The sequence below is a fragment of the Vibrio sp. 10N.222.46.A1 genome (assembly GCF_041473595.1).
In the GTDB taxonomy this organism is placed as follows: Bacteria; Pseudomonadota; Gammaproteobacteria; order Enterobacterales; family Vibrionaceae; genus Vibrio; species Vibrio tasmaniensis_A.
Window position 1 is genome coordinate 1 of the sequence record NZ_JBFRSN010000409.1, and the last position, 11651, is coordinate 11651.

An 11651-nucleotide genomic window follows, 5' to 3' on the forward strand; every position below is an offset into this window, starting at 1 on the left:
CTTGTTATCAAGTTGTTAAATTTCACAGATCTAGTTTAAACACTCTAATAAAAAAGTGGCGCAAAGCTACTGAAATTTAAACCAATAACGAAAACATAAAGGATTCTGGAATATGAATATGCAAACCAATGCAGCGACATTCGTGCTGGAAAACCAAGTCGACACCGCCTTTTTACAGTCTTTTAGTGATGCATGGAATAACCATGATATTGAAGCGCTAATGTCGTTTATGACCGAAGACTGTGTCTTCCACACCGTGGCAGGAGAAGGCGAACTTGGAAACACTATCGAAGGGTACGAAGCCGTTCGCAATAGCTTTGAATTGGTTTGGCAGAACTTTCCAGATGCAGCCTGGAGCGACCCTGTCCACTTTGTGTGTGGTGACCGCGCAGTGAGTGAATCAACGTTCTCTGCAACTAACCCTGATGGCACTGTCATCGAAGCTCGTATGGTTGATGTGTTTACCCTGAAAGAGGGAAAAATCAGCGTAAAAAATGCCTTCCGTAAAACACGACCTCTTTTGACTCCCAGCAATACTCCCAAGAGCTAGACACGAAATCGCACCCCGTTCACGTGTTATGACTAGGAGAGTCGAATTATGAGTTTAGTAATGGAACAACCGGCAGCCGATGTGCCGCCAAAGGTGACAAGCACCCAAGCAAAAGAAAGCACCCAAGCACAAGATAAATACGATCCAAAATACGATCCACTTAAAGACAAGAGCCCCGGTCACGGTAAGGAATACGCCCCGACTTATTGGGTAGATACCGCAGGTGCACCACCTGAAGATGATGGCCCAATTACATCGGATATGGATGTCGATGTGGCGATAATCGGTTCAGGCTACACAGGCCTAAGTACCGCGATACACCTTGCTGAAATGTACGGCATTAAAGCGACTGTGATTGAAGCTAACCGTATGAGTTGGGGCTGCAGTACCCGAAATGGTGGTCAGGCTCAGTGTGCGTCAGGACGTTTGAAGCGTTCTCAGTGGATTGAACGCTGGGGACTCGAAACCGCGCTAAAAATGCACCGCGAATGCGTCGATGGCATGAACACATTTAAATCTCTAATCAAAGACATTGATTGTGACCCGCAGCCGGGTGGCCACTTATACGTTGCTCACCGTCCAAAAGTGATGGCAACACTCGAGAAAGAAGCCAAGTTGCTGCGTGACACGTTCGATTACGATGCGCAGATCTTAGATGCGGAAACCGTAAAACGTGATTACGTTGGTGATCAAGAAGCGGCAGGCGCAATGCATGAGCCAGAAGGTATTGGTATCCATGCTGGGAAATTGGCGTTTGGTTATCTAAGAAAGGCGAGAGCACTCGGTGTAAAAGTTCACCCAGCAAGCCCTGTGATGGGTTGGGAAACACGTAACGGTGTGCATTACCTGAAAACGCCAGGTGGTGTGGTTAAGGCTCGTTCTGTCGGTGTTTGTACCGGCGGATACACAAGCCAAGGTTTGCATTCAGAGCTTAAGAATCGCCTATTACCCGTACTTTCTAACTCGATGGTGACGCGTCCGTTAACTCAAGACGAAATCGCCGCGTGTAACTTTAAAACCAATCAGGTGATTACTGATACCAGAATTCTGCGTCATTACTACCGTTTGTTACCGGATAACCGAGTGCAAATTGGTACACGCAGTGCCATCAGTGGCAAGAATGCACCTGAAAAGAAATACGAAGATATGTTGAGAGCGGATTTAACCCGAAAATTCCCTTCTCTCGATCAGATCAAAATCGATTATTCATGGTGGGGTTGGGTGGATGTTAGCCACGACATGATGCCAAGAATCTATCAGCCGAATCCAAAGCAATCCATATTCTACGCACTAGGGTATGGCGGCAATGGTGTGATGTACTCCGCTCAAGCAGGCAAGCGCCTTGCCCAGTGGATCGCAGGTGAAGGTCATAAGCTTGACTTGCCAATATTTGAATCAAAACTTCCGTTCCCCAACGTGAGGGAAGTGGTGGAATCTGAGATGTTTGCACCATTTCGTAGAGTAGGGCAACAGTTCCTTTATCAGTGGTATTCGTTAAAGGATGAAGTGCTTTAGCTACTCGAACATTGTTTCCAAAATAGGGAAATAGAACTACGACCAGGAAAGTTGTACCAGGTCACCTTGTGAGCAAAGTACAGGCAGGACGTCTGTATGATATGAAAGGTTAAGACTATGAAATTGATTAAAAATAAAATTATTGCTGGCGTCACAATTGTAGCAACAGCGATGCTATCTCATACCGCGGCAGCAGCAAATTTTAAAATGGCTATCGGCGATGCTGCTGGTGGTACGCAGTGGGAATTAGCGACATCATTTTCTGAATTGATGGAGCAAAAAACAGACGGTAAAGTCAAAATCGACCTGTTCCCGAATGGTCAATTGGGCAACGAGCAAGACACCGTCAACGACGCGGCAATCGGCCTTCTCGACTTCTCAGTATTGGCGATCAACAACGTGACGCCTTTCTCTCCAACGGTTGGTCTATTGACCATGCCTTATGTTATTCAAAGTGCAGAAGAAGCGGTGCTATTAACTCAAGGCCAAGTGGGTCAAGACCTTGTCGATAACACCATTCGTGATGCAGGCGTTCGTATCGTTGGTTGGGCTTATTCTGGTTTTAGAGTTCTGACTAACTCTAAAAAGTCAGTGGCTTCACCAGAGGATCTAAAAGGACTAGTGATTCGTGTTCCTCGTAACGAAATCATGATTGCTTCTTACCAAGCATGGGGCGTAAACCCAACACCAATGGCATGGTCAGAAACATTTACTGGCCTACAGCAAGGCGTGGTTGATGGTCAAGACAACCCATACATCACTGTGCATGCGATGAAGTTCAATGAAGTACAAAAGTACGTCACAAACCTTCGCTACATCTTCTCTCTTGAGCCGCTAATCGTCAGTGAAACTGTCTTCCAACAACAAACGCCTGAAATGCAAAAGATCATTCTTGAAGCGGGTCAGGAAGCGACAGAGCACAGCTTTGCATACTTAGAAAATACTGAAAACAAGATCCGTGAAGAACTGCAAGCAAAAGGCATGGTCTTCACTGACCCAGCAGACAACGAGCAAGAGTGGATCAGCAAAGTCACTAAGTCAGTTTGGCCTAAGTTCTATTCAAGCATTGGAGGCAAAGACAAGCTAGACGACGTTCTTGAGTTACTAGGTAGAAAGTAACGATTAGATTCGCCCTATCTGCTGTTCTTCGCTACTTAATCACCTAGCGATAGAACGGTTAGATAGGGCATTTACATGGCTTTACTCGTTGATCTGTCCAGTACCTGATCTTTTTAGTACCGCGAGCGACTGGTTGTCATGTGGAAATCAACATTGGAGGTTATATGTCAGTCGCTAAAACAATAAAAAAGCACCTTAACAACATTGAGGAATATACATGTTGTTTGTTGCTAGCAAGCTTTGTCCTATTGCTGTTCACACAAATCCTTACTCGTCAGCTTTTCGATTACTCCATACCTTGGGGTGATGAAGTCGCTACTTACATGTTTGTTTGGTTTGCCTATCTAGGAGCTGTTGTTGCGGCCAAGATGTCGGCGCATAACCGAGTCAGTTTTCACTTCAAGTTCTTCCCCCCGATTGTTCAGACCGTCTGTGAAACCATCGCTGACTTCTTATGGTTGTTGTTTAACGGCTACTTTGTTTATCTCAGCTACGATTTCGTGTTCAACAAAATGAATTTGTTCTGGAAGTCTCAGACGACAGGCATCCCAATGAAATACTTCTATATGATTTTGCCAATCGCATTTTCTCTAATGATGCTGCGCATTATCTGGAACAACTACGAGCGCTTATTTAAGGGCGCTAAGAACGAAGATCCTGAAGTCAAAGAACTGCGCAAAATGACGGCACAAAAGTCATCACAGTAGTCGTCACAGAGAATAGCCGTAATAGAGAGATGTAATAATGGAATCCTATTTAACTCTAATTTTATTTGGTGGCTTCTTAACCCTGTTAATTCTGGGTGCACCAATCACAGTATCACTGGCCGGCGCTTCAATGGCGGCCTATATGTTGCTCGATAAAAATCCCATCGCTTTAGTACAAATCGCGTTTACCTCGGTGGGTAACTTCCCGTTAATGGCACTACCAGCCTTTGTTCTTGCTGGCGCATTAATGGAGGCGGCGGGTATCTCCAAACGTCTGGTGGATATTGCAGAGAGCTTAGCCGGACCCGTGACGGGTGGCCTTGGCGCTGCAACGGTCATGGCGTGTTTGTTTTTTGGTGCTATTTCAGGTTCAGGCCCTGCAACCACAGCTGCGGTAGGCATGCTAATGGTGCCTGCAATGGTTAAGCGAGATTATGATAAGAGTTACGCATCGGCAGTAACGGCCGCATCAGGGGGCTTGGGGATTATCATTCCGCCATCCATCCCGTTAGTTATTTTCGGCATCTCAGCAATGGGATTAATGGCACCGCCTGAAGCCATCGCTCAACACGGGCAATTTGCTTCTTTATCTATTCCTAAATTGTTTGTTGCAGGCGTTGTTCCTGGCTTCATCATGGCATCTACACTCGTCGTCACCAACTACTTCATTGCCAAGCGAGAAGGCTATAAAGGGCTGTCTGAGAATTGGTCCTTTGGCGAAGTAAGACACGCTTTGCGCCGTGGCATATGGTCGATACTGGCTCCATTTTTGATTCTCGGAGGTATCTATAGTGGTATGTTCACACCAACAGAGTCAGCGGTTGTGGCTATCTTCTATTCGCTGTTTGTGGGTGTGTTTATTCACCGAGAGTTATCGTTCAAAAGCACCATCAAATCATTATCGACAACCACATGGATTACCGGGCGTGTGTTGCTGATTCTATTCGCTGCAACGGTATTTGGTCGCTTGTTAATCGAACAAAAAATTCCGGTCGTAGTGGCTGAGTCATTGCTAGGTTTCACTGACAACATGTACATGGTGTGGGCACTGACTATTGTGCTATTGCTTTTCGTCGGTATGTTCATGGAAACGTTAGCCGCGATCATGATTATCGTGCCAGTGCTGCTGCCAATCATGTACATGCTAGGCGCGGATCCAACCCACGTAGGTATTGTGGTGGTGTGTACGTTATCGATAGGTTTTGCTACACCGCCGCTCGGTGAAAATATCTTTGTCGCCTCGGGGATAGGCGGAGCCACGGTCGAGCAGATCACCGCGAAGATCCATCCCTTTGTTCTTGCATCGGTAGTCGGCGTGTTCGTTATCGCTTTCTTCCCACAAATTACGCTTTGGCTACCGTCCTTAGTGGGCTATTAGGAGAAGTCACTATGAATATATCAAGAATTATCCTTATTGGTTGTGCCGTATTTGCAGTGATCAGTGGCATTGGATTGCGTGCTGAACATTCAGAAACAGCGAAAGAAAACGAGCCAGTCAATGTGCTCGATATTTCAGAGCCACATGTGGTCAGTGACGCGGAAAGAAGAGCCAAAACCCTGCTTGCTAAAGCGGTTGTCCATGTACAAAAAGAAGGCGATGAAAGCGTTCAAGACTTTATGAGCGATGCTGAATACATAGATGGTGAGTTGTATGTATTCGCTTTGGGGATTGATGGTCAATTCCTTGCCAGTGGCGGTTCTTCAATGGTGTTGGTGGGCGACAGTGTTTTAGACACTCAGGACGTTTACGGTAATCCATTTTTCCGAGAAATGATCACGAAAGCGGTACACAACGGCTTCGGTGAAGTGAAGTATCACTGGACCAACCCAACTGATCGCATGGGGGAGCCTAAAACCACCTTCTTTGAGCGAGTGGGCGATGTGATCGTGGCGGTGGGTTATTACCCAGAACGTTCAAGTGCTGCTGAGGCAAAGAATCTATTGGCGAGAGCCATGACAGCGATAGTGGAGTCAGAACAAGAGAGCCTGACTGAGTTCAATGACGCTGAGGGTAGCTTTGTTGAAGGAGACTTATATGTGTTTGTGATGGACATGAGCTCTGGAAAGCTGCTTGCACATGGTGTATCCCCTGAGCTTGTTGGACGTTCACACAACGAAATTCTAAGCCCTGACGATAAGCCAATTCTCACTGAGATGTTAAATCTCGCCAAAGAAAATGGCCGTGGTGTTTACACCTATCGATGGCTAAATCCCCTGTCGAGCAAAGTCGAAACCAAGCACACCTACTATCGAGTGATCGACAATAAATTGGTTGGGGTCGGTTATTACACAAAATCAAACAACACGTAAAAGTGTGTCTAATGAGCTCTCAGCCCAATTAGATAAAGGGCTGGGGGCGGAAATTCCGGTTTGTGTAAAAAATCAATTTAGTAAAATTCACACTGTGAAATTTTTGTTGTGAAATTGTTTAAAAAATACAAGTAGTATGAAATACATGGAAGCGACACAGTAAAGAACACATTTGAAAAGGGTCAATCAGGATTTTTGACCTACATGAAATTCAAAGCCGTAAGAGGGAAAGATTATGAATATGCTGACACTAGACAAAACAGAACTTCACAGAAACCATTCAACATTTATTGCTGAAGCTGTCTTTGCCGTAGAAATGGTGAAAGCAGACAAGCAACTCGAAAAACAAAAAATGGCGAAACAGTTGCTTGATACTCTATTCCCTTTAGAGGCGGGTTCACACGAAGATGCAGTGAGCTACGAGATTGATTATCGACATGTTCAGGTTTACTTCAAAAACGGCGAGCACACCGGCTTGAAAAGAGCGAAGCACTTTGTCGCTTATGCGGGTGATAAATCTAAACCATCGTCAATTCTATTTCGAGACGAGAGCGGTACCCATGTTGAAGTGACGATAGGTGCTCGCAAAGGAACTGGTAATTTAGAGTTGGTGAACATCGAAGACATTCAATTAGAGACATGCACCACGTTTGGCCAAACTGAAGCGAACCTCTCTTCTGGTATTCGCCACTGGGTTAGCTTAGTGAAGGGTGATGAAAGCGGCCGACCAAGCGCCTCGAGTGAAGATAAAGAGTTCACTGAAAAGAATGGCGAAGATTACAACCTAGGCTTTTGCTTCGCGATTTAATGTACTGCCTTTGAAATGTGCAGTTCTGTGGCGAGAAGCGTAGCAAGACATAGCACTGACATTTAAATACTGATTTCTCTTTTACCTTTGGTAATTTCCCCGCCCCTATAGCGGGGCTTTTTTATTAGAGCTATAAATAAATCAGGCTATTGTTAATATTATCTGTAGAAAGTTTGCATGAGATTTTACGGTGCGTCATTTTAATTTAACATGTTGTATTTTAATGTTTTTTTCTGTTTGTTTTATTCTGCTTTTATTGGGTTAACTATCACTATCAATGGTAGTCTGGGTAACTATTGAGCTAAAACTCAGTCAAAATGCTTCGACCTGTGCTATAATGCGCGCCTTGGGATTGAGCCAGTAAGTCCATTTATCACCAACCATTGTGATTTTTATCGCCTCTATTTAGGTGGTGCGGCGAGCCAATCAAGTAGTAATTGGATATGGAGAGCGTCCTTATATTCGTTGATTCGGATATGTGAACATCATAATTTATGAGTTTTAAATCAAAAAAATACAGTATCGATTCTACTGACTATCAAGTTGGTCAAGATAACGTCAGTAAATGGGGCATGGATGTCCACAACACCGTCTTCATAGCCTCAGTAGGCTTATCTCTTCTCTTCATCATCACTCTTCTTGCTCTTCCTCCAGCAGACGCTAAAGCTGCTATTGATTCTATTAAGGGTGCTGTTTTATCAAAGTTTGACTTCCTGTTTATGTGGGGAGCTAACATCATGCTAGCGTTTGCTGTTGTTCTAGCATTTTCACCGTTGGGCAAGATTCGTCTAGGTGGCGAAGATGCGACGGCGGACTATTCGATGTCATCTTGGATTGCGATGTTATTCGCAGCCGGTATGGGTATCGGGCTTATTTTCTGGGGTGTTGCTGAGCCAACCGCGTTCTTCACGAACTGGTTCGGAACACCATTAGATGCGGAACCTTTTACAGAAGCAGGCCGTGAACTGGCACTTGGTGCAACCGTATTCCACTGGGGCTTTCATGCATGGGCTATCTATGGCATGACGGCGCTTTGTCTAGCGTACTTTGTTTACAACAAAGGCTTACCGCTATCAATGCGTTCTGTGTTTTACCCAATACTGGGTGAACGAGTTTGGGGTAAAACAGGTGATGTGATCGACGTACTAACGGTACTGGTTACTCTGTTTGGCCTTGCGACTTCATTGGGCCTAGGTGGTACGCAAGCAGCAAGTGGTATTAGCCACGTGTTTGGCTTGGAAAACAACATCTACCTTCAGCAATCTATTATCGTTTTGATTATGGGTTTGGCGATCATCTCTGTTATGCGTGGCATGGACGGTGGTGTTAAGTTCCTAAGTAACCTGAACATGGTTATAGCGTTCGTATTCCTTGGTCTTATCGCTGTATTGAACTTTACGACAGTGCTTGATTCTGTGGCGACTGCGGCAACGGGCTATGTGAAAAACATCGTAGCTTTGAGCCAAAGTGCGGGTCGTGAAGACACAACATGGCTGCATGGTTGGACTGTGTTCTACTGGGCATGGTGGGTTGCGTATGCACCATTCTTCGGTATGTTCGTAGCGCGCATTTCTAAGGGCCGTACGGTTCGTGAGTTCCTACTTTGCGTACTGATTATCCCAACATTGGTAACGTCGGCTTGGATGTCGATCTTCGGTGGCGTGGCTATCGAGCAAGTAATTAACCATGTGGGACAACTTGGCCTCGACCAAGGCATTACAGACGTATCTCTAAGCTTGTTCTACATGCTAGATGCTTACTCGTTCGGTAGCATTCTGTCAGTTCTCGCAGTCGCACTGATCATTGTGTTCTTCGTTACAACGCTAGACTCAGGCTCTATCGTTATCGATGGCATGACAGCGGGTGGTAAGCTTGAAGTTCCTGTTAAACAGAAAGTGGTTTGGGCGGTTATCTCAGGTGCTATCGCAATGGTAATGCTGTGGATTGGTGGTACTCAATCTATCCAAGCTCTGCAATCGATCACGATCATTGCTGCACTGCCGTTTACGATCATTCTTCTGATTGGCTGTTTTAGCTTGTTGAAAGGTCTACTGACTGAAGTAGATAAAGGACAAGAAAACGTTAGTGAAACCGCTAAATAAAGTAATCGAGTATGGGGAGTATATAGTTCGCTAATTACTCCTTATTCAGCGTTATTTCAAAGCTCTCTTGTGCTGTGTGCAAGGGAGCTTTTTTATGCCCAAGAAGAAATCAAAGGTAAGAGAAAAGACAAAAAAAGAGCCACAAGCGGATTGTCACTTGTGGCTCTTTTTAGTTTTAGGGAGCAGCTTTAGCTAATAGCTTACGCGTTCAATTCATGTTGAATTACGTAATCCAAAGCACCGACTACAGCAGCAACTTGAGCGTCATTACACTCTTCGTCAGTCACTTTGTCGCTGTCTGGGTAAACCTCTGTGGTTGTTCCGTACTTACAGTCGGTCACGCCGCCACATAGGCCAAGCTTCTTCATTGGGTAGTTGATCACACCGTGTTGAGTGACGTCTGAACCAATGATCTTGCCTTCGTCATCCGCAGGCGCAATGTGCGTTACTTTTTCTACTGAAGCAATTACTGCCGCTTGGAATTCTGGTTGCGGATTTTCTGTATCGCCAACCGTGTAGAAACCATCTGGGATCATACCTTCGATGTACTCAATGCCATCACGAGCAGCAAGTGCTGGGCGGAATTCAGTTTCATCAGAGTCTGTCGTCTCATGCAGGTCAACGTGAACCAATACTTCTGGCAAAGAGGCCACTAAAGCTCGTAGGTTTGCTGATTCTTCTGCTGGCGTATCGTCATAGAAAGAACGGTTTGGATCAACAGCATTTGGGTTCCAGCGGTTGATCACTTCGTAACCCCAAGGGCTTACACAAGGTGCTACTACAATGTTGAAGTGCGCTGCGTATTTCTCTGCTTGGGTCGCTGCAAATTTGATAGCGCCATGCACACCACTGGTTTCGTAACCGTGAACGCCACCTGTAACGAGAATGGTCGGCTTTGACTCGTCCCTGTTTTTGCTCTTAATTGCGAAAAGTGGGAAGCGAGCTTCGTCGTAGCTCAGTGCGCCGTATTGTTCGATGTCAAAACGGTCTGCAAGTGCTTTAATCTTTGGCACAACTTCTTGTTGGTATTCACGCTTAACCGTTCTTTGAGCTAACCATGCTTCACGTTCTGCTTGTTGCCATTTTTGTCCTGGCTTACCAATTGGGTAGGTAGATTCACTTTTCATCTATACTTTTTCTTTTATGTTCGTGAAAGATTAAGACAGATTATTCCTGTCTAACAGAGACAGCAATAGAAAACACAACTTGTGACTTTATTTTTTACAGACTCATAACTTTGATGAGTGAATTGATGATGTTACATTTCATCGATGGTTCAATCTTTTATAAAGAGACAATAAAATGGCTGGAGCAAGTTTATTAACACTGCTAGATGACATTGCAACCGTGTTGGATGATGTCGCACTGATGTCTAAGGTGGCAGCTAAAAAAACCGCAGGCGTATTGGGTGACGATTTAGCCCTTAACGCTCAGCAGGTATCCGGTGTTTCTGCTGAAAGAGAAATTCCAGTGGTATGGGCGGTCGCAAAAGGCTCACTTAAAAATAAGCTGATTTTGGTTCCGGCGGCATTATTGATCAGTGCGTTCATCCCTTGGTTGATCATGCCACTACTCGTGATTGGTGGCCTGTTTCTTTGTTTTGAAGGGGCGGAGAAAATCTTAGAGAAGCTCTTTCCTCATACTCATCAACATGACGAGAAGGAAGAGGATACGAGTACTGGCGAATCCATAGAGGAACATGAGAAGAGAAAGGTCTCAGGCGCGATTCGTACCGACTTCATATTATCTGCGGAAATCATTGTGATTGCGCTAGGTACCGTAACGGGTACAAGTATCCTTACTCAGATTCTTGTCGTGAGTTTGATAGCCGTTGTGATGACGATTGGTGTTTATGGCTTAGTGGCAGGGATCGTTAAGTTGGATGATTTAGGTTTCTATCTCCAGCGCACGTCGAATGGCAGTACCATTAAAACCCGTTTGGGTGATGGGTTAGTCGCCTTTGCACCAAAGCTGATGAAGATGCTTGCTGTGGTCGGTACGGCTGCGATGTTCTTGGTTGGTGGCGGTATTGTGGTGCACAACGTCCCTGCGATTCATCATTTAATTGAACCGATTATTATGGATTTTAGTGGACATACGATTGCGACAGCGGTGGTACCGACGTTATTAAACGGTGTGATTGGGATTTTAGCTGGCTTGATTGTCGTTGCTGTTTGGACTGCGATTGGAAAAATGCGCGGTAAGTAATCGTTCATTATTTATTATAATAAGACAGTCTTTCATCGAAAAAAAAGGTCACCATAATTATTATGGTGACCCTTTTCGTTAAATGGAGGGCGTTTATTTAACAGCCCAAGCGCTTATTTTACAGACCAAGCAATCGTCTCGCCGCCACGGATTGGCACAACAATGTCTGAACCGAAAGGCATGGTTTCAGCAACATTCCATTCTTCTTTAACAAGAGTGATGGTGTCTGCATTACGTGGCATGCCGTAGAAATCCGGACCATTGTGGCTCGCGAACGCTTCTAGGTTCTCTATCTTGCCTTCTAAATCGAACACTTCAGCGTACAGTTCAAC

10 protein-coding genes and 1 pseudogene are annotated in these 11651 nt (G+C 45.1%); 9 read left to right on the forward strand and 2 right to left on the reverse strand.

Translation table 11 applies throughout. The features are described 5' to 3' along the window. The first annotated feature begins 112 nt into the window (after positions 1–112). From AB4496_RS12830 to AB4496_RS12865, 8 genes are all read left to right on the forward strand, one after another. Entirely contained in the window at positions 113–550 is a 438-nt protein-coding gene (locus AB4496_RS12830) for a nuclear transport factor 2 family protein (RefSeq protein WP_009845772.1), read from the forward strand. A 48-nt stretch (positions 551–598) separates the two neighbouring features. Then, the gene (locus tag AB4496_RS12835; RefSeq protein ID WP_009845771.1) at positions 599–2065 is read left to right on the forward strand and encodes an FAD-binding oxidoreductase; all 1467 of its coding nucleotides are present in this window, start codon (positions 599–601) and stop codon (positions 2063–2065) included. Between the two features lie 117 nt (positions 2066–2182). After that, complete coding sequence (locus tag AB4496_RS12840; protein WP_009845770.1) at positions 2183–3184, forward strand: TRAP transporter substrate-binding protein; 1002 nt, start codon at positions 2183–2185, stop codon at positions 3182–3184. Positions 3185–3348: 164 nt separating this feature from the next. Next, complete coding sequence (locus AB4496_RS12845) at positions 3349–3891, forward strand: TRAP transporter small permease (protein WP_009845769.1); 543 nt, start codon at positions 3349–3351, stop codon at positions 3889–3891. Between the two features lie 37 nt (positions 3892–3928). Further along, on the forward strand, positions 3929–5269 hold the full coding sequence (locus tag AB4496_RS12850; protein ID WP_009845768.1) for a TRAP transporter large permease: 1341 nt from the start codon (positions 3929–3931) through the stop codon (positions 5267–5269). 11 nt (positions 5270–5280) lie between these two features. After that, complete coding sequence (locus AB4496_RS12855) at positions 5281–6201, forward strand: cache domain-containing protein (RefSeq protein ID WP_009845767.1); 921 nt, start codon at positions 5281–5283, stop codon at positions 6199–6201. A gap of 235 nt (positions 6202–6436) precedes the next feature. Then, positions 6437–7009 (forward strand): malate synthase, encoded by a 573-nt coding sequence (locus AB4496_RS12860; RefSeq protein WP_009845766.1) that lies wholly within the window; start codon positions 6437–6439, stop codon positions 7007–7009. 494 nt (positions 7010–7503) lie between these two features. Continuing rightward, entirely contained in the window at positions 7504–9111 is a 1608-nt protein-coding gene (locus AB4496_RS12865; protein WP_009845765.1) for a BCCT family transporter, read from the forward strand. A 200-nt stretch (positions 9112–9311) separates the two neighbouring features. On the opposite strand, the gene AB4496_RS12870 is transcribed toward AB4496_RS12865, so the two are convergent. Then, positions 9312–10238 (reverse strand): M14 family metallocarboxypeptidase, encoded by a 927-nt coding sequence (locus AB4496_RS12870; protein WP_009845764.1) that lies wholly within the window; start codon positions 10236–10238, stop codon positions 9312–9314. A 175-nt stretch (positions 10239–10413) separates the two neighbouring features. Between AB4496_RS12870 and AB4496_RS12875 the strand changes: the two genes are divergently transcribed. Then, the gene (locus AB4496_RS12875) at positions 10414–11319 is read left to right on the forward strand and encodes a DUF808 domain-containing protein (RefSeq protein WP_102257524.1); all 906 of its coding nucleotides are present in this window, start codon (positions 10414–10416) and stop codon (positions 11317–11319) included. Positions 11320–11432: 113 nt separating this feature from the next. On the opposite strand, the pseudogene AB4496_RS12880 reads toward AB4496_RS12875, so the two are convergent. Further along, positions 11433–11651 (reverse strand): annotated as a pseudogene (locus tag AB4496_RS12880) (dihydroorotase); the annotation flags it as partial.

Excerpts from the sequence above, each read along its gene's own strand:
- AB4496_RS12870 (WP_009845764.1), bottom strand. The coding sequence starts at position 10,238 with ATGAAAAGTGAATCTACCTACCCAATTGGTAAGCCAGGACAAAAATGG.
- AB4496_RS12855 (WP_009845767.1), top strand. The coding sequence starts at position 5,281 with ATGAATATATCAAGAATTATCCTTATTGGTTGTGCCGTATTTGCAGTG.
- AB4496_RS12830 (WP_009845772.1), top strand. The coding sequence starts at position 113 with ATGAATATGCAAACCAATGCAGCGACATTCGTGCTGGAAAACCAAGTC.
- AB4496_RS12850 (WP_009845768.1), top strand. The coding sequence starts at position 3,929 with ATGGAATCCTATTTAACTCTAATTTTATTTGGTGGCTTCTTAACCCTG.
- AB4496_RS12860 (WP_009845766.1), top strand. The coding sequence starts at position 6,437 with ATGAATATGCTGACACTAGACAAAACAGAACTTCACAGAAACCATTCA.
- AB4496_RS12875 (WP_102257524.1), top strand. The coding sequence starts at position 10,414 with ATGGCTGGAGCAAGTTTATTAACACTGCTAGATGACATTGCAACCGTG.
- AB4496_RS12840 (WP_009845770.1), top strand. The coding sequence starts at position 2,183 with ATGAAATTGATTAAAAATAAAATTATTGCTGGCGTCACAATTGTAGCA.
- AB4496_RS12835 (WP_009845771.1), top strand. The coding sequence starts at position 599 with ATGAGTTTAGTAATGGAACAACCGGCAGCCGATGTGCCGCCAAAGGTG.
- AB4496_RS12865 (WP_009845765.1), top strand. The coding sequence starts at position 7,504 with ATGAGTTTTAAATCAAAAAAATACAGTATCGATTCTACTGACTATCAA.
- AB4496_RS12845 (WP_009845769.1), top strand. The coding sequence starts at position 3,349 with ATGTCAGTCGCTAAAACAATAAAAAAGCACCTTAACAACATTGAGGAA.